General features: G+C 70.4%; 18 protein-coding genes. 3 read left to right on the forward strand and 15 right to left on the reverse strand.

The window, feature by feature from the left end:
* The first annotated feature begins 73 nt into the window (after positions 1-73).
* Both fahA and AOM46_RS09005 read left to right on the forward strand, forming a co-directional pair.
* Complete coding sequence (gene fahA / locus AOM46_RS09000; RefSeq protein ID WP_062207812.1) at positions 74-1,285, forward strand: fumarylacetoacetase; 1,212 nt, start codon at positions 74-76, stop codon at positions 1,283-1,285.
* 178 nt (positions 1,286-1,463) lie between these two features.
* Entirely contained in the window at positions 1,464-2,063 is a 600-nt protein-coding gene (locus tag AOM46_RS09005) for a hypothetical protein (RefSeq protein ID WP_158920313.1), read from the forward strand.
* 166 nt (positions 2,064-2,229) lie between these two features.
* Here AOM46_RS09005 and nuoN read toward each other — a convergent pair whose 3' ends face one another.
* The 14 genes from nuoN to AOM46_RS09075 form a co-directional block, all read right to left on the reverse strand.
* Positions 2,230-3,831, reverse strand: a complete 1,602-nt coding sequence (gene nuoN / locus AOM46_RS09010) for an NADH-quinone oxidoreductase subunit NuoN (RefSeq protein ID WP_062207818.1) — start codon at positions 3,829-3,831, stop codon at positions 2,230-2,232.
* Positions 3,828-5,456 carry an NADH-quinone oxidoreductase subunit M gene (locus AOM46_RS09015; protein ID WP_062207821.1) on the reverse strand — a complete coding sequence of 543 codons (1,629 nt, stop codon included), beginning with the start codon at positions 5,454-5,456 and terminating at the stop codon, positions 3,828-3,830. Before AOM46_RS09015 ends, nuoN begins: the two co-directional genes overlap by 4 nt.
* A 1-nt stretch (position 5,457) precedes the next feature.
* Positions 5,458-7,353, reverse strand: a complete 1,896-nt coding sequence (gene nuoL / locus AOM46_RS09020; RefSeq protein ID WP_062207824.1) for an NADH-quinone oxidoreductase subunit L — start codon at positions 7,351-7,353, stop codon at positions 5,458-5,460.
* 14 nt (positions 7,354-7,367) lie between these two features.
* On the reverse strand, positions 7,368-7,667 hold the full coding sequence (gene nuoK / locus AOM46_RS09025; RefSeq protein ID WP_062207827.1) for an NADH-quinone oxidoreductase subunit NuoK: 300 nt from the start codon (positions 7,665-7,667) through the stop codon (positions 7,368-7,370).
* Positions 7,664-8,587 (reverse strand): NADH-quinone oxidoreductase subunit J, encoded by a 924-nt coding sequence (locus AOM46_RS09030; protein WP_062207830.1) that lies wholly within the window; start codon positions 8,585-8,587, stop codon positions 7,664-7,666. The genes nuoK and AOM46_RS09030 overlap by 4 nt, the downstream gene beginning before the upstream one ends.
* A complete protein-coding gene (gene nuoI, locus AOM46_RS09035; RefSeq protein ID WP_062207834.1) occupies positions 8,584-9,225 on the reverse strand; it encodes an NADH-quinone oxidoreductase subunit NuoI in 642 nt (213 codons plus the stop codon). Before nuoI ends, AOM46_RS09030 begins: the two co-directional genes overlap by 4 nt.
* Entirely contained in the window at positions 9,218-10,633 is a 1,416-nt protein-coding gene (nuoH, locus tag AOM46_RS09040) for an NADH-quinone oxidoreductase subunit NuoH (RefSeq protein ID WP_062207836.1), read from the reverse strand. The genes nuoI and nuoH overlap by 8 nt, the downstream gene beginning before the upstream one ends.
* The gene (locus AOM46_RS09045) at positions 10,633-13,161 is read right to left on the reverse strand and encodes an NADH-quinone oxidoreductase subunit G (RefSeq protein ID WP_062207839.1); all 2,529 of its coding nucleotides are present in this window, start codon (positions 13,159-13,161) and stop codon (positions 10,633-10,635) included. Before AOM46_RS09045 ends, nuoH begins: the two co-directional genes overlap by 1 nt.
* Positions 13,158-14,516, reverse strand: coding sequence for an NADH-quinone oxidoreductase subunit NuoF (gene nuoF / locus AOM46_RS09050; RefSeq protein ID WP_062207842.1), 1,359 nt, complete (start codon positions 14,514-14,516; stop codon positions 13,158-13,160). Before nuoF ends, AOM46_RS09045 begins: the two co-directional genes overlap by 4 nt.
* A complete protein-coding gene (gene nuoE / locus AOM46_RS09055; RefSeq protein WP_062207845.1) occupies positions 14,516-15,373 on the reverse strand; it encodes an NADH-quinone oxidoreductase subunit NuoE in 858 nt (285 codons plus the stop codon). The genes nuoF and nuoE overlap by 1 nt, the downstream gene beginning before the upstream one ends.
* Positions 15,370-16,704 (reverse strand): NADH-quinone oxidoreductase subunit D, encoded by a 1,335-nt coding sequence (locus tag AOM46_RS09060; RefSeq protein ID WP_370592672.1) that lies wholly within the window; start codon positions 16,702-16,704, stop codon positions 15,370-15,372. Before AOM46_RS09060 ends, nuoE begins: the two co-directional genes overlap by 4 nt.
* Complete coding sequence (locus AOM46_RS09065; RefSeq protein ID WP_062207851.1) at positions 16,701-17,426, reverse strand: NADH-quinone oxidoreductase subunit C; 726 nt, start codon at positions 17,424-17,426, stop codon at positions 16,701-16,703. Before AOM46_RS09065 ends, AOM46_RS09060 begins: the two co-directional genes overlap by 4 nt.
* On the reverse strand, positions 17,423-17,977 hold the full coding sequence (locus AOM46_RS09070; protein WP_062207854.1) for an NADH-quinone oxidoreductase subunit B family protein: 555 nt from the start codon (positions 17,975-17,977) through the stop codon (positions 17,423-17,425). The genes AOM46_RS09065 and AOM46_RS09070 overlap by 4 nt, the downstream gene beginning before the upstream one ends.
* Positions 17,978-18,087: 110 nt before the next feature.
* Positions 18,088-18,447 (reverse strand): NADH-quinone oxidoreductase subunit A, encoded by a 360-nt coding sequence (locus AOM46_RS09075; protein ID WP_062207856.1) that lies wholly within the window; start codon positions 18,445-18,447, stop codon positions 18,088-18,090.
* Positions 18,448-18,861: 414 nt separating this feature from the next.
* Here AOM46_RS09075 and AOM46_RS09080 point away from each other — a divergent pair, with 414 nt between their 5' ends.
* Positions 18,862-19,650, forward strand: a complete 789-nt coding sequence (locus AOM46_RS09080) for a TSUP family transporter (RefSeq protein WP_062207859.1) — start codon at positions 18,862-18,864, stop codon at positions 19,648-19,650.
* A gap of 25 nt (positions 19,651-19,675) precedes the next feature.
* Here AOM46_RS09080 and AOM46_RS09085 read toward each other — a convergent pair whose 3' ends face one another.
* Positions 19,676-21,070, reverse strand: a complete 1,395-nt coding sequence (locus tag AOM46_RS09085; RefSeq protein ID WP_234313686.1) for a serine/threonine-protein kinase — start codon at positions 21,068-21,070, stop codon at positions 19,676-19,678.
* Between the last annotated feature and the right edge of the window lie 478 nt (positions 21,071-21,548).

Here is a 21,548-nt window from a genome sequence, read left to right on the forward strand (position 1 = left end):
GTATCCGGTCGCATGTCGATCACTTCGGGGACGTACCGCTGGTGCGCGTGGGCGTGGTCGATAGCATGTCTCCATGCCGACCGCCGAAGCGTTGTTCGGAATCGACAACCTCCCCTATGGGGTCTTCAGCCCCACCGACGCACCGGACGCGCCACGGATCGGCGTGCGGTGGGGGGAGCGCGTGCTGGATGTGGGCGCCGCCGCGCGCGCCCTCGGCTCCCCCCATGCCGGGCCGCTCTCCGCGCCCTCCCTCGACGCCCTGCTGGCCGCCGGACGCCCCGTCTGGCGGGCCGTCAGGTCCGCCCTGCGGGAGTGGCTGGGCGATCCCGCGCACCGCGCCACGGTGGAGCCGCTGCTGCGTCCGCTGGAGACGGTGACGCTCCGGCTCCCGTTCACCGTCGCCGACTATGTCGACTTCTACGCCAGCGAGCACCACGCGAGCAATGTCGGCCGGATCTTCCGGCCGGGACAGCCGCCGCTGACGCCCAACTGGAAGCATCTGCCGATCGGTTACCACGGCCGGGCCGGCACGGTCCGGGTGAGCGGCGGCACGGTACGGCGCCCGCTGGGGCAGCGGCGGCCGGCCTCGTCCGACCCGGCCGCGCCGCCCGGGTTCGGGCCCTCGGCGCGGCTGGACATCGAGGCCGAGGTCGGCTTTGTGGTGGGCACCCCGTCCGAGCCCGGACGCCCGGTGCCGCTGTCCGCACTGCGCGAGCATGTGTTCGGAGTGTGCCTGGTGAACGACTGGTCCGCCCGGGACATCCAGGCGTGGGAGTACGTGCCGCTCGGCCCGTTCCTCGGCAAGTCCTTCCACACCTCGGTGTCCGCCTGGATCACCCCGCTCGACGCGCTGGACGCGGCCTGGGTCGCGCCCCCGCAGCGGGACCGGCCGCTGCTCCCCTATCTGGACGACGCCGACGAGCCGCCCGGCGGGCTCGATCTGCGGCTGACCGTGCTGCTCAACGACGAGCCGGTGGCCGAGCCCCCGTTCGCCTCCATGTACTGGACGGCGGCGCAGCAGCTGGCCCATCTGACGGTGAACGGGGCGACGTTGCGCACCGGGGACCTCTTCGCCTCCGGCACGGTCTCCGGGCCCGAGGAGCGGCAGCGCGGCTCGCTGCTCGAACTCTCCTGGAACGGTGAGCGTCCGCTGCGACTGACGGACGGGCCACGGACGTTCCTTGAGGACGGGGACCGCGTCACCATCACCGCCTGGGCGCCTGGCGCGGACGGCGGGCGGATCGGCCTGGGCGAGGTCAGCGGCACGGTGGGCCCGCCGCTCTGACGGGAACGCCCGCACCGGCACGGCCCGTCCGCTGTGGAGAACCCGCTCATGCGGTGGGGAATGTGTGCCCAAGGTCTCGGCCAGGCGCCGCACATGAAATAGGAACGTAACAGTGTCATCTACCCGTCTCGGCACAGGCTAATCTTCCCTCGACATGCTCGACTTTGAGGGGAAACAGATGCGTAGCTCGATACGTCTCGCCGTGCCTGCCGTGGCCGCGGCCATGCTGCTGCTGAGCGCCTGCAGTGACGACGACGACGGCGAGGGCGGCGGCAGCCTGGGCCAGGGCGACCAGGGGCAGGAGCAGGAGCAGGAAGCCGAGGGCGACGCCGCGCCCGAGGACCCGAACGCGGGCGACGACGCGGCCGCCGGTCCGGCGCCGACCGCCGAGGAGCTGGAGGGCTTCTGGGCCGTCGGCCTGGAGGAGAGCGACCCGGTGCTGACCTTCACCTCCGGCACCGTCACCTTTGTGGAGAACACCCTGGCCGACATGTCGGGGGCCTCCTGCTTCGGCACGCTCGACGGCGCCAGCATCGCGCTGGAGTGCGACAACGGCTCCAGCGACTACAGCGAGGCCACCCTGGCGCTCAACGGCTCGGAGCTGAACGTCACCTGGGCGTCCGGCAGCACCGAGACCTACCAGTCGCTGGGCGACCTGACCGGCCTTGAGGACCTGCCCGACCTGGGCGACATGGGCGACCTGAGCGGCCTGGACCAGGATCTGGACCTCGCCGAGCTGGAGGAGCTGCAGCGCGAGCTGGAGGAGCTGGGCTACTGATCGGACGCCACGGTCCGGGCCCCCGGCGGTCGAACGCCGGCCCGGGGAGGCACCGTGGCCTCCGGGCGGCGAGACGCCCGTGCCGACACGACGGCGGCCCGGCACCCCTTCCGAACCATCGGAAGCGGGTGCCGGGCCGCCGTCGTGTCGCGCGCCGCCCGAGCGGTCAGCGGACGAAGACCCCGGCCTGACCGGCCAGATCGAGGAAGTACTGCGGCGCCACACCGAGCGCCACGGTGGCCACGGCGGCCAGGCCGATCACCGAGCTGGTCAGCGGCGAGGGGATCACCACCGAGGGACCGTCGGGCTTGGGCTCGCTGAAGAACATCAGCACGATCACCCGGACATAGAAGAACGCGGCGATCGCCGAGGCCAGCACGCCGACCACCACCAGGCCCATGGCGCCCGAATCGGCCGCCGCCCGGAAGACGGCGAACTTGCCGGAGAAGCCGGAGGTCAGCGGGATACCGGCGAAGGCCAGCAGGAACAGCGCGAAGACCGAGGCCAGCAGCGGCGAACGCCGCCCGAGCCCCGCCCACTTGGAGAGGTGCGTCGCCTCGCCGCCGGAGTCCCGCACCAGCGTCACCACGGCGAACGCGCCCAGCGTCACCAGGGAGTAGGCGCCCAGGTAGAACAGCACCGAGGAGACGCCGTCCTCCGACAGCGACACCACGCCGGCCAGGATGAACCCGGCGTGCGCGATGGAGGAGTAGGCCAGCAGCCGCTTGACGTCGGTCTGGGTGATGGCGACGACCGCGCCGCCGACCATGGAGGCGATGGTCACGCCCCACAGCACCGGCTCCCAGTCCCACCGCAGGCCCGGCAGCACCACATAGAGCAGCCGCAGCAGGGCGCCGAAGGCGGCGACCTTGGTGGCCGCGGCCATGAAGCCGGTGACCGGGGTCGGCGCGCCCTGGTAGACGTCAGGCGTCCACATGTGGAACGGCACGGCGCCCACCTTGAACAGCAGGCCCATCACCAGCAGGGCGCCGCCGATCAGCAGCAGCGCGTCGTTGCCCATCGTCCCGGCCAGGCCCGGCTCGATGGCGCCCGGCTCGCCGGCCACCACATCGGCGATGCCGGCATAGGAGACGGTGCCCGCGTAGCCGTAGAGCAGGGCCACGCCGAAGAGCAGGAACGCGGAGGCGAACGCGCCCAGCAGGAAGTACTTGACGGCCGCCTCCTGGGAGAGCAGCCGCCGCCTGCGGGCCAGCGCGCAGAGCAGATACAGCGGAAGGGACAGCACCTCAAGGGCGATGAACAGCACCAACAGGTCGTTGGCCGCGACAAAGAGCAGCATCCCGCCGACCGCGAAGAGCAGCAGCGGGAAGATCTCCGTGGTGGTGCGTCCGGCCTTGACGGCCTCCTGTTCGGCGGGGCCGCCCGGCACAGCGGCCGGGGCCGCGGCGAACGAGTCGACCCGGGCGCCGTGCACCGCCGGCTCAAGGCGCCGTTCGGCGAAGAGCGCCACCGACACCAGACCCACCAGCGCGATCACGCCCTGGAGGAAGAGCGCGGGACCGTCGACGGCCAGCGCGCCCATGCCGGCGATCTGCGCCTCCTCGGTGCCGTGTCCGCTGGCGGCCAGACCGATCACGGCGGCGAACGCACCGGCCAACGCCAGTGCGGACACGGCCACTTCGGCGTAGTACCGCTGCCGGCGCGGCAGGAACGCCTCGATCAGCACGCCTACGATGGCGGCGCCGAACACGATCAGGCTCGGCGAGAGCGCGACCCATTCGATGTCCGGGGCCTGCAGTTCATTCACGGTGCGGCCTCCACTGCGGGCAGTTCAGGTTCTGGGTCCGTCTTGCCGACGTCCGAGAGCGTGTGCTCGACGGCCGGGTTGACGATGTCGGTGAGCGCCTTGGGGAAGACGCCGAGGAAGATCAGCAGCGCGACCAGCGGCGCCACCACGGCGATCTCCCGCACCTTCAGATCGGGCAGCTTCTCGATCCCGGGCTTGACGGGGCCCGTCATGGTGCGCTGGTAGAGCACCAGCACATAGAGCGCCGCCAGCACGATGCCGACACAGGCGATGATCCCGGCCACCTTGTAGCGGCTGAAGGTGCCGACCAGCACCAGGAACTCGGAGACGAACGGGCCGAGTCCGGGCAGCGAGAGGGTGGCCAGACCACCGATCAGGAAGGCGCCGGCCAGCTTGGGCGCCGGCTTCTGCACCCCGCCGTAGTCCTGAATCAGTCGGGAGCCCCTGCGGGCGATCAGGAAGCCGGCCACCAGCAGCAACGCGGCCGTGGCGACCCCGTGGTTGACCATGTAGAGCGTCGCGCCGCTCTGGCCCTGGCTGGTCATCGCGAAGATGCCCAGCACGATGAAGCCGAAGTGGCTGATCGACGCGTAGGCGATCAGCCGCTTGATGTCCCGCTGGCCCAGCGCCAACAGCGCGCCGTAGATGATGCTGACCAGGGCCAGGCCGAGCACCACGGGGGTGGCCCAGTCGCTGGCCTCGGGGAAGAGGCCCAGGCAGAACCGCAGCATCGCGAAGGTGCCGACCTTGTCGACCACGGCCGTGATCAGCACCGCGACCGGGGCCGTCGACTCGCCCATCGCGTTGGGCAGCCAGGTGTGCAGCGGCCACAGCGGCGCCTTGATGGCGAACGCCACGAAGAAGCCGAGGAAGAGCCACCGCTCGGTGCCGGTGCCGAAGTCCAACTCGCCGGCGGCCCGCGCCTGGAGGATCTGCTGGAGGGAGAACGTGCCCTCCGGCAGCTGGTCGGCCGTGGCGACATAGAGGCCGATCACGGCCGCCAGCATCACCAGGCCACCGACCAGGTTGTAGAGCAGGAACTTGACGGCGGCGTAGGAGCGTTGCCGCGCCTGCCCCTCCTCGCCCTGCTCGCCGGCGCGGTCGCCGAAGCCCCCGATGAGGAAGTACATCGGGATCAGCATGGCTTCGAAGAAGATGTAGAAGAGGAAGATGTCGGTGGCCGCGAAGGACATCACGACCATCGCCTCGACCAGCAGGATCAGCGCGAAGAACGCCTGGGTCGGCCGCCAGCGGCGGTTCTCGGCGCCCGCCCCGTTCTCCTCGGCGCCCTCCTCCGGGTCGGCGTCCTTCCAGCCGGCGCCGATCAGGAACGGGATCAGCACGGCGGTCAGCGCGATCATCGCCACGCCGATGCCGTCCACGCCCAGTTCGTAGCGGACGCCGAAGTCCTCGATCCAGGAACGGGACTCCGTCAGCTGGAAGCGGTCCGCGCCGGAACCCGTGTCGAAGCGCAGCAGCACGGCCGCGGCGAAGCCGACCGTGACCAGCGAGAAGAACAGCGCCGTCCACTTGGCCAGGGTCCGCCGGGCGGCCGGCACCGACGCGGTGACGACGGCGCCGATGGCGGGCGTCAGCGCCGTGGCCGTCAGCAGGGGAAATGACATATCAGACCGCCCTCATCAGCAGGGTCGCGGCGATCAGCACTGCCGCACCGCCGAACATCGATACCGCGTATGAGCGGGCGAATCCGTTCTGGACCCGGCGCAGCCGACCGGAGAGACCACCGAACGAGGCGGCGGTGCCGTTGACCACACCGTCCACCAACTTGTGGTCCAGATAGACCAGTCCACGGGTCAGGTAGTTCCCCGGCGCCACGAACGCGGCGTGGTTGAAGTCGTCCTGGAGCAGATCGCGGCGGGCCGCCCTGGTGATCCAGCGGCCGCGCGGCGCCACCACCGGCACCGGGCGGCGGCCGTACTGCCACCAGGCGGCGACGACGCCCAGCACCATCACGCCGGTCGCGGCCAGCGCGACCGTGCCATGGCTGACCGGGGAGTCGCCGTGGTCGAGGCCGGTGACCGGCTCCAGCCAGTGCACGAACCGCTCGTCCAGGTTGAAGAAGAAACCGGCGCCGACCGAGCCGACCGCCAGCACCATCATCGGGATGGTCATGGAGAGCGGGGACTCGTGCGGATGCGGCTCGTGGCCCTGGGCGTCCGGCTGCCACCGCTTCTCGCCGAAGAACGTCAGCAGCATGATCCGCGTCATGTAGTACGCGGTGAGCGCGGCGCCCAGCAGCATCACGCCGCCGAGGATCCAGCCCTCGGTGCCGCCCTGGCTGAAACCGGCGTAGATGATCTCGTCCTTGGAGAAGTATCCGGAGAGATAGGGGAAGCCGATGATCGCCAGATAGGCCAGGCCGAACGTGACGAAGGTGATCGGCATGTACTTCCGGAGGCCGCCGTAACGCCGCATGTCGACCTCGTCGTTCATGCCGTGCATCACGGATCCGGCGCCGAGGAAGAGGCCGGCCTTGAAGAAGCCGTGGGTGACCAGGTGCATGATGGCGAAGACATAGCCGACCGGGCCGAGCCCGGCGGCCAGCATCATGTAGCCGATCTGCGACATGGTCGAGCCGGCGAGCGCCTTCTTGATGTCGTCCTTGGCGCAACCGACGATCGCACCGAAGAGCAGCGTCACCGCGCCGACCACGACCACCACGGTCTGCGCGTCGGGCGCCGCATTGAAGATCGCCCCGGAGCGGGTGATCAGATAGACGCCGGCGGTCACCATGGTGGCGGCGTGGATCAGGGCCGAGACCGGGGTCGGGCCCTCCATCGCGTCGCCCAGCCAGGACTGGAGCGGCACCTGCGCCGACTTGCCGCAGGCGGCCAGCAGCAACATCAGGCCGATCGCGGTGAGCGTGCCCTCCGAGGTCTCCGTCGCGTTGGCCAGCACCGGCTCGAAGGCGAAGCTGCCGAAGGTGGTGAACATCAGCAGGATCGCGATGGAGAGGCCCACATCGCCGACCCGGTTGACCACGAACGCCTTCTTGCCGGCGGTCGCCGCGCTCGGCTTGTGCTGCCAGAAGCTGATCAGCAGGAACGAGGCGAGCCCGACGCCCTCCCAACCGACGTAGAGCAGCAGGTAGTTGTCGGCGAGCACCAGCAGCAGCATCGCCGCGAGGAAGAGGTTCAGATAGGCGAAGAACCGCCGCCGCCGCTCGTCGTGCTCCATATAGCCGATCGAGTAGAGGTGAATCAGCGTGCCCACGCTCGTGATCAGCAGGACGAACGTCATCGACAGCTGGTCGAGCTGGAACGCCACATCCGCCTGGAAGTCCGCCACCGGCACCCAACTGAAGAGGTGCTGGTGCAGGGCACGGTCCTCGCCGTCCCGACCGAGCAGGTCGAAGAACAACACGGCGGCGAGGACGAAGGAGACGGCCGCCAGGCCGGTCGCCAGCCAGTGGCCCGTCCTGTCCAGGCGGCGCCCGCCCACCAACAGCAGCGCGGCGCCCAGCAGCGGCGCGCCGACGAGCAGTCCGATCAATGACTCCACTGGTTCACGTCCCCTTACAGCTTCATCAGACTGGCGTCGTCAACCGAGGCCGAATGACGGGAGCGGTAGACGGTGACGATGATCGCCAACCCGACCACCACCTCGGCGGCGGCCACGACCATCACGAAGAAGGCCATGATCTGGCCGTCGAGATTGCCGTGCATACGGGAGAAGGTGACCAGCGCCAGATTGGCGGCGTTGAGCATCAGCTCCACGCACATGAACACCACGATCGCGTTCCGCCGCAGCAGCACGCCGCAGGCGCCCACGGTGAAGAGCAGCGCCGCCAAGTAGAGATAGTTCTCCGGGCTCACTTCCTGGCCTCCTCGGCGTTCTTGGCGTCACCGGGGGCGCCCTCGCCGTCCGTTCCGCCTCGGCCGGCTCCGGTGGCACCCGGGCGGCCCGGGGCCTCCTCGCGGCCGTGGTGCCGGTTGGTGCGCTGCTCCAGCGCACGGACCGCGGCGAGCGCGTCCTCGTGCACCTCGCGCACCTGACCACGGGCGCGCAGCGTCGGGTTGACGGTCAGCTCCGACGGGGTGCCGTCGGGCAGCAGGCCCGGCAGGTCGACGCCGTTGTGGCGGGCGTAGACGCCGGGCGCCGGCAGCGGCGGGAGCTGCTTGCCGCCGCGCACCCGCGCCTCGGCCAGCTCGCGCTGGCTCTTGGCGCGCTCCAGGCGCTCGCGGTGGGTGAGCAGCGTGGCGCCGATGGCGGCGATGGTCAGCAGCACCCCGGTGACCTCGAAGGCCACCACATAGCGGGTGAAGAGCAGCGAGGCCAACCCCTGGACGTTGCCCTCGGAGTTGGCCTGGGCGAGGCCGGTGAAGGAGCCCGTCGACGCCTGGCCGATGCCGGAGACCAGCAGCAGGCCGACGCCGAGGCCGAGCCCGGCGGCCACCCAACGCTGGCCCTTCAGCGTCTCCTTGAGCGTGTCGGTATGGCTGACGCCGACCAGCATCAGCACGAAGAGGAAGAGCATCATCACGGCGCCGGTGTAGACGACGATCTGCACCATGCCGAGGAAGTAGGCGCCGTTGGCCAGGTAGAACAGCGCCAGGATCACCATGGTGCCGGCGAGGCAGAGCGCGGAGTACACCGCGCGCTTCATCAGCACCGTGCCGAGGCCACCGAGCAGCGCGATCGGGCCGAGTAGCCAGAACTGCAGGGCCTCGCCCGTGGAGGTGGACGTCTCGGCGGCCAGCGACGTCCCGGCGGCCAGCGAGGCGAGGGCGCTCATGAGCGCACCTCCGAATCGGCCGGGCCCTTGGGGTCGGTCAGCCGGGAGGCGGCGGCCAACGCGTCGTCGGCCTCGGCCCCTTCGGGCGTCTCGCCCTTGGACCAGGCGACCTGCCGCACGGTGCCCTGCGCGGCCTCGGTGACCTCGCCCCGGTAGTAGGACTGTTCGTCCGTGCCCGGGTACATCGCGTGCGGCGCCTCGACCATGCCGTCCCTGAGCCCGGAGAGCAGCTCCTCCTTGGTGTAGATCAGGGAGGCGCGCGAACGGTCCGCCAGCTCGTACTCGTTGGTCATGGTGAGCGCGCGGGTGGGGCACGCCTCCACGCAGAGTCCGCAGAGGATGCAGCGCAGATAGTTGATCTGGTAGACGCGGCCGTAGCGTTCGCCCGGGGAGTAGCGCTCCTCCTCGGTGTTGTCCGCGCCCTCCACATAGATCGCGTCGGCGGGACAGGCCCAGGCGCACAGCTCGCAGCCGATGCACTTCTCCAGGCCGTCCGGATGCCGGTTGAGCTGGTGCCGGCCGTGGAAACGGGGCGCGGTCGGCTTCTTCTCCTCCGGGTACTGCTCGGTCATCCGCTTCTTGAACATGGCCTTGAAGGTCACGCCGAAGCCGGCCACCGGATTGTGGAACTCAGGCATCGTCACCCTCCTTTCCCTCGGACGTGATGGCGGCGCCCGCCTTCTCGTCTGCCTCGGATCCCTCGGATCCCTCGGATCCGGCGGACCCGGCGGCCCTCTCGGCCCTGGAGCGGCGCCTCGGCACCGGTGGCAGGGTCTGCCCTGGCAGTGGCGGCACCGGATACCCGCCGGCCAGCGGGTCGAACGGCTCCTCCGGCTGCTCCTCCTCGGCGGCCTCGCGCCGCTGTTCGGAGCGGTCCCTGAGGAAGTCGACGACCAGCGAGAGCAACAGCAGGACCAGCACTCCGCCGGCCACCCAGAGCACGATGTCCTGGAAGCCGTAGTCCTCGTTCTGCATCGCCCGCACGGTGGCCACCAGCATCAGCCAGACCAGCGCGATCGGGATCAGGACCTTCCAGCCCAGCACCATGAACTGGTCGTAGCGCACCCGGGGCAGCGAGGCGCGGATCCAGACGAAGAAGAAGATGACCGCGACCAGCTTCACGGTGAACCAGAGCATCGGCCACCAGCCGGAGTTGGCGCCCTCCCAGAAGCTGAGCGGCGCCGGCGCCCGCCAGCCGCCGAGGAAGAGGGTGACCATCAGGGCCGAGACGGTGACCGTGTGGATGTACTCGGACATCATGAAGAAGGCGAACTTGATGGACGAGTACTCGGTGAGATACCCGCCGACCAGGTCGCCCTCGGACTCCGGCATGTCGAACGGCGGGCGGTGCGCCTCGCCGACCATGGCGATCATGTAGATCAGGAACGACACCGGGAGCAGGATCATGAACCAGCGGTCCTCCTGCGCCTCCACGATGGCCGAGGTGGACATCGATCCGGAGTAGAGGAAGACGGCGGCGAAGCTGAGGCCCATGGCGACCTCGTAGGAGATGATCTGCGCCGTGGCCCGCACCCCGCCGAGCAGCGGGTAGGTGGATCCGGAGGACCAGCCGGCGAGCACCGTGCCGTAGACCGCGATCGCCGCGGTGGCCAGCACATAGAGCAACGCGACCGGCAGATCGGTGAGTTGGAGCACCGTCTGGGTGCCGAAGATGCTCACCGGATCGTCGGCCGGGCCGAACGGGATCACCGCGATCGCCATCAGCGCCGGGATCGTCGCGAGCATCGGCGCCATGACGAAGAGCACCTTGTCGGAGCCCTTGACGACGATGTCCTCCTTCAGCATCAGCTTGATGCCGTCGGCGAGCGACTGGAGCAGGCCCCAGGGCCCGGCCCGGTTGGGGCCGATGCGCAGCTGCATCCAGCCGAGCACCTTGCGCTCCATCACGATGCAGACCAGCACCGTGCCCAGCAGGAACGCGAAGCAGAAGACGGCCTTGATCAGGACCAGCCAGAAGGGGTCGTCGCCGAACATGGACAGATCGGCCTCCGCCGCCAGCCCGGTCGTGAGTTCCTCGGCCAGCATCACGCGTTCACCTCCTCGGTGGCCTGCGAAGCGGCCGAAGTCAAGGCGGCGACCTGGACCAGCTGGCCCGGGCGGGCGCCCAGGTCCTGGTAGGCGCCGCCGCCAACGGAGTTCAGCGGCAGCCAGACCACGCGGTCCGGCAGCTCGTCGGTCACATACAGCGGCAGGGTGACCGTGCCGGCGGGCCCGGTCACGGCGAGCGGATCGCCGTGGGCGACGCCGGCCTCCTCGGCGGTGGCCGGCGAGAGGCGCGCGACGGCGGCGTGCCGGGTGGCGGCCAGCGCCTCGTCGCCCTGCTGCAACAGGCCCTGGTCGAGCAGGAGTCGGTGCCCGGCGAGCACCGCCTCGCCGGCCCCCGGTCGGGGCAGTTCGGTGGGCGTCGCGGTCGGGCCGAGCGGCAGGGCGCCCGTCCACTCGGCGAGTCCGTCCAACTCGGCGCGCAGCGTGTTGATATCGGGCAGGCCCAGGTGGACGTCCATCGCGTCGGCCAGCATCTGGAGCGCGCGGGCGTCGGTCTGGGTCTGCCGCCTGGTCATCTGGTCGGGCTTGATGGCGGCGGCGAACGGGCGGGCGCGGCCCTCCCAGTTGAGGAAGGTGCCCTCCTTCTCGACCACGGCCGAGACCGGCAGCACCACGTCGGCCCGTTCGGTCACCTCGGAAGGACGCAGCTCCAGGCTGAGCAGGAAGCCACGCTCGGCGACCGTGTCCAACGCCCTGCGGGCGAGCGCGGGATCCGGCAGGTCGGCCACCTCGACACCGGCCACCACCAGGGCGTCCAACGCGCCTTCGGCGGCGGCGGCGAGGATGCCGGCGGTGTCCCTGGCCGGCGCCTCGGGCAGCGCGCCCAGGCCCCAGGCGGCGGCCACCTCGCGGCGGGCGTCGGCGTCCGACTCGGGCCGGCCGCCGGGCAGCAGCCCGGGCAGCGCGCCCGTCTCGATCGCGCCCCGCTCGCCGGCCCGGCGCGGGATCCACACCAGCGTCGCGCCGGTCGCGGCGCCGGCGGCCACGGCCGCCGTGTACCCGCCGGACACGCCGGCCAGCCGCTCGCCGACGATCAGCAGGGCGCCGGGCTGGCGCAGCGCCTCGGCGGCGCGCCGGCCCTCGGCGCCGAGCGCCGGGTCGTTGCCGGCGAGCGCCTCCAGCCAGTCGGGCTCGGTGCCGGGCGCGGCCGGCAGCAGCGTGCCGTCCGTCTTGGCCAGGCCACGGGTGATGTGGCTGGCGATGCTGAAGATCCGCTGGCCGTGCTTGCGGTTGGCCTTGCGCAGCCGCAGGAAGACGCCGGGGGCCTCCTCCTCGGACTCGAAGCCGACCAGCAGCACGGCGGGGGCCGACTCCAGGGCGCGGTAGGTGACTCCGGCGCCGTCCAGGTCCTGGCCGTGGCCCGCGATCCGGCTGGCGAGGAACGCGGCCTCCTCCGGGCTGTGCACCCGGGCGCGGAAGTCGATGTCGTTGCTGCCGAGGGCGACCCTGGCGAACTTGGCGTAGGCGTAGGTGTCCTCGACGGTGAGCCGTCCGCCGGTGAGGACGCCGGCCCGGCCCCTGGCGCCGGCCAGCCCGGCGGCCGCGGCGCGCAGCGCCTCCGGCCAGCTGGCGGGGGCCAGTTCACCCGTCTCGGCGTCCCGCACCAGCGGGACGGTGAGCCGGTCGGGGCGCTGGGCGTAGCGGAACGCGAAGCGGCCCTTGTCGCAGATCCACTCCTCGTTGACCTCGGGTTCGTCGGCGGCCAGCCGGCGCATCACCTTGCCGCGCCGGTGGTCGGTACGGGTGGCGCAGCCGCCGGCGCAGTGCTCGCAGACGCTGGGCGAGGAGACCAGGTCGAACGGGCGGGAACGGAACCGGTAGGCGGCCGAGGTGAGGGCGCCGACCGGGCAGATCTGGATGGTGTTGCCGGAGAAGTAGGACTCGAACGGGTCCCCCTGTCCGGTGCCGACCTGCTGGAGCGCGCCGCGCTCGATGAGTTCGATCATCGGGTCGCCGGCGACCTGGTTGGAGAAGCGGGTGCAGCGGGCGCAGAGCACACAGCGCTCGCGGTCCAGCAGCACCTGTGCCGAGATCGGCACCGGCTTCTCGTAGGTGCGCTTGGCGCCGTCGAAGCGGCTGTCCGGATCGCCGTGCGACATCGCCTGGTTCTGCAGGGGGCATTCGCCGCCCTTGTCGCAGACCGGGCAGTCCAGCGGGTGGTTGATCAGCAGCAGCTCCATCACGCCGCGCTGTGCCTTCTCGGCGACCGGCGAGGTGAGATGGGTGCGGACCACCATGCCCTCGGTGCAGGTGATGGTGCAGGAGGCCATCGGCTTGCGCTGGCCCTCCACCTCCACGATGCACTGCCGGCAGGCGCCGGCCGGGTCGAGCAGCGGATGGTCGCAGAACCGGGGGATCTCGATGCCGAGTTGTTCGGCGGCCCGGATCACCAGGGTGCCCTTGGGCACGGAGATCTCGATGCCGTCGATGGTCAGGGTGACCAGATCGGCCCGGGGCGGCTTGGCTGCCTGCCCGCCACCGCTCTTGGCGTCGGTGGTGACCGTCATGCGTTCACCTCCTGGTGGGTCGCGCTGTCCGACCAGGCGGTGGACTTGGCGGGGTCGAAGGGGCAGCCGCGCTCGGTGATGTGCTGTTCGTACTCGGCGCGGAAGTGTTTGAGCGAGGAGTAGATCGGGCTGGCCGCGCCGTCGCCGAGGGCGCAGAACGACTTGCCGTTGATGTTGTCGGCGATGTCGGCGATCTTGTCCAGATCGCTGAGCAGCGCCTTGCCGGCCTCGATGTCGCGCATCAACTGGACCAGCCAGTAGGTGCCCTCACGGCAGGGGGTGCACTTGCCGCAGGACTCGTGGGCGTAGAACTCGGTCCAGCGGGTGACGGCGCGGACCACGCAGGTGGTCTCGTCGAAGCACTGCAGGGCCTTGGTGCCGAGCATGGATCCGGCGGCGCCGACGCCCTCGTAGTCCAGCGGGACGTCGAGGTGTTCGTCGGTGAGCAGCGGCGTGGACGAGCCGCCCGGCGTCCAGAACTTCAGCCGGTGGCCCGGGCGCATTCCGCCGCTGAGCTGGAGGAGTTCGCGCAGCGTGATGCCGAGCGGCGCCTCGTACTGGCCGGGGCGGGCGACATGTCCCGACAGGGAGTAGAGCGTGAACCCGGGGGACTTCTCGCTGCCCATGGAGCGGAACCAGTCCTTGCCCCGGTCCATGATGGCGGGAACCGAGGCGATCGACTCGACGTTGTTCACCACGGTGGGGCAGGCGTAGAGGCCGGCCACGGCGGGGAACGGCGGGCGGAGCCTGGGCTGTCCGCGTCGGCCCTCCAGGGAGTCGAGCAGCGCGGTCTCCTCGCCGCAGATATAGGCGCCGGCGCCGGCGTGCACGGTGATCTCCAGATCGCCGCCCTCGCCGAGCGCGCCCTTGCCGAGGTAGCCGGCGGCGTGCGCCTCGGCCACGGCGGCGTGGAGGCGGCGCAGCACGGGCACGACCTCGCCGCGCAGATAGATGAAGGCGTGGTTGGAGCGGATCGCGTGGCAGGCGATGATGATGCCCTCGACGAGGGAGTGCGGGTTGGCGTAGAGCAGCGGGATGTCCTTGCAGGTCCCCGGCTCGGACTCGTCCGCGTTGACCACCAGGTAGTGCGGTTTGCCGTCGCCCTGCGGGATGAACTGCCACTTCATCCCGGTGGGGAAGCCGGCGCCGCCCCGGCCGCGCAGCCCGGACTCCTTGACGTAGGCGATGACATCGTCGGGCGCCATGGCCAGCGCCTTGCCCAGGCCCCGGTAGCCGCCGTTCTTGCGGTAGACGTCGAGCGTCCAGGACTCGGGCTGGTCCCAGGCCTCGGACAGCACGGGGGCGAGCAGCTTCCTCGGGGTCGTCTCGTTGACGTCGTCCGTGGTCACGGTCATCACTCACCCTCCTCGGCGGTCGGGCCCGCGGGGTGCTGCGGGTCCGACGCCGAAGTCTGCTGGGGGGCGTCATGGGAGCTGGGGTGCTGAGCCGGCCGCTCGGCGTCCGACAGGGCCGGCACCTCGGGGTGGCGCGGGGTGACCACCGCGCCCTGGGCCGACTCGCCCTTGGCGAGGCGGAGTCCGGCCAGCGAGGCGGGCCCGGCGCTGCCGCCGGCGGCGACGGCGCCGGGGCGTTCGTCGGGGAAGCCGGCCAGGATGCGGGCGGTGCGCTTGAAGTCGCAGAGCGGGGCGCCCCTGGTGGGGACGACCTCCTCGCCGGCGCGCAGCTGGTCGACGAGCGCCTTGGCGGACTCGACTGTCTGGTTGTCGAAGAACTCCCAGTTGATCATCAGCACGGGCGCGAAGTCGCAGGCCGCGTTGCACTCGATGTGCTCCAGCGTGACCTTGCCGTCCTCGGTGGTCTCGCCGTTGCCGAGGGCCAGGTGTTCCTGGAGCGCGGCGAAGATGGCGTCGCCGCCGAGCACCGCGCAGAGCGTGTTGGTGCAGACGCCGACCTGGTAGTCGCCGGAGGGGCGGCGCCGGTACATCGAGTAGAACGTGGCGACGGCCGTCACCTCGGCCGTGGTCAGCTCCAGCACGTCGGCGCAGAACTGCATGCCGGTGCGGGTGACATAGCCCTCCTCCGACTGCACCAGGTGCAGCAGCGGGAGCAGCGCGGAGCGGCTGTCCGGGTAGCGGGCGACGACCTCGGCGGCGTCCGCCTCAAGCCGCGCCCTCACCTCGGCGGGGTAGCTGGCGGCCGGCGGCTGCGGCATCCCCAGCGGCACCCCGCGGTTCTCAGCGGTGGCTGTCATCGGTCAACGCCTCCCATCACGGGGTCGATGGACGCCACCGCGACGATGACGTCGGCGACCATGCCGCCCTCGCACATCGCCGCCATGGACTGGAGGTTGGTGAACGAGGGGTCCCGGAAGTGGACCCGGTAGGGGCGGGTACCGCCGTCGCTCACCATGTGCACGCCCAGCTCGCCCTTGGCGGACTCGACCGCCGTGTACACCTGCCCTGCCGGGACCCGGAAGCCCTCGGTGACCAGCTTGAAGTGGTGGATCAGGGCCTCCATGGAGGTGCCCATGATGTTCTTGATGTGGTCGAGCGAGTTGCCCATCCCGTCCGGGCCCAGGGCCAGTTGGGCGGGCCAGGCGATCTTCTTGTCGGCCACCATCACGGGGCCCGGCTCCAGCCGCTCGACGCACTGCTCGATGATTCGCAGCGACTGCCGCATCTCCTCCAGGCGCAGCAGGAACCGCCCGTAGGAGTCGCAGGTGTCGGTGGTGGGGACCTCGAAGTCGTAGTTCTCGTAGCCGCAGTACGGGTCGGACTTGCGCAGGTCGTGCGGGAGGCCGGCGGAGCGCAGGATCGGCCCGGTGGCGCCGAGCGCCAGCGCGCCGGCCAGGTCGAGATAGCCGACGTCCTGCAGCCGGGCCTTGAAGACCGGGTTGCCGGTGCAGAGCTTGTCGTACTCGGGCAGGTTCTTGCGCATCGTCCTGACGTACTCGCGCAGCGCGTCGATGGCGCCGGGCGGCAGGTCCTGGGCGAGGCCGCCGGGGCGGATGAAGGCGTGGTTCATCCGCAGCCCGGTGATCAACTCGAAGATGTCCAGGCAGTGTTCGCGGTCCCGGAAGCCGTACATCATCACCGTGGTCGCGCCCAGCTCCATGCCGCCGGTGGCGACGGCGACAAAGTGCGAGGCGAGGCGGTTGACCTCCATCAGCAGCACCCGGATCACGCTGGCCCGGTCCGGGACCTGGTCGGTGATGCCGAGCAGCTTCTCCACGCCCAGGCAGTACGCCGCCTCGTTGAAGAGCGGCGTCAGGTAGTCCATGCGCGTGACGAACGTGGGGCCCTGCGCCCAGGTGCGGTATTCGAGGTTCTTCTCGATCCCGGTGTGCAGATAGCCGATGCCGGCGCGGGCCTCCGTGACCGTCTCGCCGTCGATCTCCAGGATCAGCCGCAACACCCCGTGCGTGGACGGGTGTTGGGGACCCATGTTGACGACGATCCGCTCGTCGTCGGCAGATTCGACGGCGGCGGCGAACTCGTCCCAGTCGCCTCCGGTGACGGTGTAGACCGTGCCTTCGGTGGTCTCCCTGGCCTCGGCGGGCCGGGTGGCGTGTGTGGTCATCAGCTGTACGACCTCCGCTGGTCGGGTGCCGGGATCTGGGCGCCCTTGTACTCGACGGGGATGCCGCCGAGCGGGTAGTCCTTGCGCTGCGGAAAGCCCTGCCAGTCGTCGGGCATCATGATCCGGGTGAGCGCCGGGTGCCCGTCGAAGACCAGGCCGAAGAAGTCGTAGACCTCACGCTCGTGCCAGTCGTTGGTCGGGTAGGTGTCCACGACCGAGGGCAGATGGGGGTCGCTGTCCGGGACGCTGACCTCGACGCGGATCAGCCGGCCGTGGGTCAACGACCGCAGGTGGTAGACCGCGTGCAGCTCGCGGCCCGTGTCCGTGGGGTTGTGCACGCCGCTCACGCCGGTACACAGCTCGAAGCGGAGCGCCGGATCGTCGCGCAGCGTGCGGCAGACGACCGGGAGGTGTTCGCGGGCGATGTGGAACGTGATCTCGTCCCGGTCCACCACGGTCTTCTCGATGGCGGTCTCCGGGGCGATCCCCTGCTCCTCCAGGGCGCCCTCCAACTCGTCGGCGACCTCGTCGAAGTAGCCGCCGTAGGGCCGCTGGCTGGCGCCCGGCATCCGAACGACGCGTTCGAGGCCGCCGTAACCGCTGGTGTCGCCGCCGTTGTTGGCGCCGAACATGCCGCGCCTGCGGGCGATCGGCTCGCCCTCGCCCCTGGCCGCCGGAACGCCGCTTGTGCTCGTGTTCTCGTTCTCCTGACCCGCGTCGCTCACCGCAGCAGCCCCTTCATCTCGATGGTGGGGAGGGCCTTCATCGCGGCCTCCTCCGCCTCCCGGGCGGCCTGCTCGCGGTTGACGCCGAGCTTCTCCTCACGGATCTTGGAGTGCAGCTTGATGATCGCGTCCATCAGCATCTCGGGGCGCGGCGGGCAGCCGGGCAGGTAGATGTCGACCGGGACGATGTGGTCGACGCCCTGGACGATCGCGTAGTTGTTGAACATGCCGCCGGACGAGGCGCAGACGCCCATGGAGATAACCCACTTGGGGTTCGGCATCTGGTCGTAGACCTGGCGCAGCACGGGCGCCATCTTCTGGCTGACCCGACCGGCCACGATCATCAGATCGGCCTGTCGCGGCGAGCCGCGGAACACCTCCATGCCGAACCGCGCCAGGTCGTAGCGGCCGGCGCCGGTGGTCATCATCTCGATGGCGCAGCAGGCCAGACCGAAGGTGGCGGGGAAGATGGAGCTCTTCCGCGCCAGCCCGGCCACCTCCTCGACGGTGCTGAGCAGGAACCCGCTGGGGATCTTGTCTTCCAGGCCCATGTGTCAGTGCCCTTCCTCGCGTGGTGTCGCCCCGCGTCGTGTGGGGGCTCCGGTGGGAGGCGGTGTCCGAGGTGCCGTCCCGGTCGTCCCGGCGCTCGACGCCCGTGTCCTCAGTCCCACTCAAGGCCCCCTCGCCGCCAGTCGTACGCGTAGGCGACGCCGATCAGGCCGACGAAGACCAACATCTGCACGAGCCCGAACATCCCCAGCGCGTCGAAGTGCACGGCCCAGGGATAGAGAAAGACGATCTCGATGTCGAAGATGATGAACAACATCGCCGTCAGGTAGTACTTGACGGGGAACCGCCCGCCGCCTGCGGGTTGCGGGGTGGGCTCGACGCCGCACTCGTAGGCGTCCAGTTTGGCGCGGTTGTACCGCCTGGGGCCGATCAACGCGGCCGCGACCACGGAGAAGACGGCGAATCCCGCCGCTAGGGCGCCCAGTACGAGGATGGGCACATACGCGTTCACGCCACCTCGCTCCTTCCAGTCGTCGGCGACTGCGCTACCACGAAGATCATCGCTATGTGAGTCAGTTCACAAGGCTGCAGAGCATCCTATGCCCGGACCCCTGTGACCTTCGACACGGGGTCGCCCAAGAAGTTTGTGATCTCTCCCACCCGCCCATTTCCCCCAATGCGCACCACCGCATGACTTTTCACCTGTCGTCGTCATTTAACAACGATGCGCTGAACAAGCCCCGGATGACGGCACTTGGGGGGCGATTCGAACGCCCGGCTCGTACCACTTGATGCACATACCAAGCAAATTCGCGAAGGGAACCGGCCGGTGATATAGCCCAGGTCATGACGCCACCAACGGATGCGCGTCCGCACTCCGTCACCGGCTCGACCGGGATGGACCCCGGTTCTAGAGTGGTGGCACGTGTCAGACATATCCCTCACCGCGGCCGTGCTGCTCTGTGTGGCCGCGGCCCTGGCCGGCTGGATCGACGCGGTGGTCGGCGGCGGCGGACTGCTGCTGCTCCCCGCGCTGTTGATCGGTCTGCCGGACAGCTCCCCCACCTACGCCCTGGGCACCAACAAGGCGGTCGCCGTCACCGGCACCTCCATCGCGGCCGTCACCTATGCCCGAAAAGCGCCGCTGGACCGCCGGCTGGCGCTCCGCCTCGGCGGCCTGGCCCTGCTCGCGGCGGCCGGCGGCGCGCTCTTCGCCTCGGCGGTCAGCAAGGAGGCGCTGCAACCCCTGATCATGGTGGTGCTGTTGGGCGTCGCGGGCTTCGTGGTGCTCCGCCCCCGCTTCGGCCTCACCCCCGACGGCACCGCGCCCCGCGTCCCGTCCCGCCGCCGAACCCTGGGCGCGCTGCTGCTGATCGGCGTCGGCATCGGCTTCTACGACGGACTGATCGGCCCGGGCACCGGAACGTTTCTGGTGATCGGTCTGGTGGGGCTTCTGCACATGTCGATGCTGCGTGCGACCGCCACTGCCAAGATCGTGAATGTCGGAACAAACCTCGGGGCGTTGGCCGTCTTCGCCGCCCATGGCACGGTGCTGTGGCAACTCGCCCCCGCCATGGCCGTGTTCAACATGGCCGGCGCCTGGACCGGCGCCCGCATGGCCCTCACCCGAGGCAACACCTTCATCCGCGCCGTCCTCCTCACCGTCGTCACCGCCCTGGTCGCCCGCCTCGCGTACGACCAGTGGCTGTCGTGAGGGGGCGGGGACGGGGTGGGTCCGACTACGGGAGGGCTGCCGAGCGGTCAGGCCCGCGCAGGCACCAGCGGCGGGTGGACGGGAGTACGGCCAAGATCGCGGCGACGCCCGCGGCGACGGCTACCGGCGGAGCGACGAAGACGGCGAACACCTCGACGCTCTCCGGCCCGCCCAGCAGTTGGTGCTGCGCGCTGGCGCTCAGGCAGTGCGCGGCCGTCATGGCACCGGCCGTCGCGATGATCCGGCGTCCGGCGGTTCGGCGCCGGAACAGCGACAGCGCGCCCAGAACGAGCAGGACCGCCTCCACGATGCCCACCACCATGTTCGCCAGGATCGCCCCGGTCGGCGCGGAGCGGTACTGGAGGTAGGTGATGGTCATGAAGATCATGTAGAGGAGCGGCGGAACGCACAGCAGGGCCAGCGTCACCGAGGTGATCGCGGCACGGCCGTCGACCGGTGCGTCGTTCCCGTACGCGGGCGGGGCGCCTCGCCGCTCCTGGATCCGCGTGGCCGCGGTGCCCTCCCGCGTGGGCGGTTCGCTCTCCCGGGGGGCGGGAGCCCCCGGCGTCGGGTCGTGTCGAGTGCGGTCGCCCGCCGACGGTGGGGGCTGCGGGGCGCGTTCGAGTCGGCGCAGTGCCTCGGCGAGATCGGCGGCGCTCCGATGCCGCCGCTTCGGGTCCTTGCGCAGCAGGGTGAGCAGGAGGTCGTCCCAGGCGCGTGGGACGACCTCGGAGACCGAACTCGGTGCGGGTGGCTCGTCGGTGAGATGCGCCGAGACGTAGCCCAGGGCGTCGGGCGCCCGGAAGGGCAGCCGCCCCGTGATCAGTTCGAACAGGAGGCAGCCGAGCGCGTACAGGTCGCTGCTCGGTTCGGCGACGCCTCTGGCCTGTTCGGGGGCCATGTAGGCCGGGGTGCCCACGATGAAGCCCGTCCTGGTGAGTCGACCCGCGGTCGCGTGGGGGTCGGCCGCCCGAGCGATGCCGAAATCAAGGACCTTCACATCGCCGGCAGGGGTGACGAGGATGTTGGAGGGCTTGATGTCCCGGTGCATGACCCCGGCATCGTGCGCCTCGGCGAGCGCGTCGCATATCCGCGCGCCCCATCGGGCCGCATCGGGCAGGGCGGTGGGGCCCCGGAGCAGCTTCGCGTCCAGGCCCTCCCCTCGGATCAGCTCCATCACCAGGAAGGGGACGGTGTCCTCGCCTGTGCCGGTCTCGCCGAGATCGTGGATGGTGACGATGTTGGGGTGCTGGAGTTGGGCGGTGAGCCGTGCCTCGCGCAGGAATCTGGCGCGTGCCTCGTCGCCCCGGTGCCCGCCGCCGGCGAGCAGGGACACCATCTTGACGGCGACGGGCCGGCCGAGCCTCTCGTCCCGCGCCTCCCACACCTCCCCCATTCCGCCTTCAGCCAGCTCTCGCACCAACCGATAACGTCCCCCCAGAAGTTGGTCGCGCACGGCTACGCCTCCCCCGTTCCGAACATCCCTGTCCTCCTTGCCGGCACATCCCCACTCTCGAAATCCGTCGAGCGGCGGGGGTGTTCACCGAGACGGCCACCCGACCCGAATCATCATCCCTCTCCGCCACGCTCCCGACACGTTCCCGGCACGCTCCCGGCAGCGGAGTCGGCCGTGGGCGCGACGGCCGGCTCCGCACCCGTCCACCACCCGGGGCCCGGGGCACCGCCCCGCCGGGCGGGGTTTCGTGAGGTGCGCCACAGGACGGTTCGGTAACAAGAGGGCAACATTGATCCGTAGGGGGTTTACGTGTTAGCCCTTCGGCCACCCGCCGGAAAACGGACAATCCGCAGAACAGCCCGGCTATTTGGCCGGAAAGATCAACTTGCCGCGCAAGCGACACTTCGGGCAAATAACCCCTCAACTCGTCGCGTACACGTCG

The organism is Streptomyces sp. NBRC 109706, assembly GCF_000974485.1.
Lineage (GTDB): Bacteria > Actinomycetota > Actinomycetes > Streptomycetales > Streptomycetaceae > Streptomyces.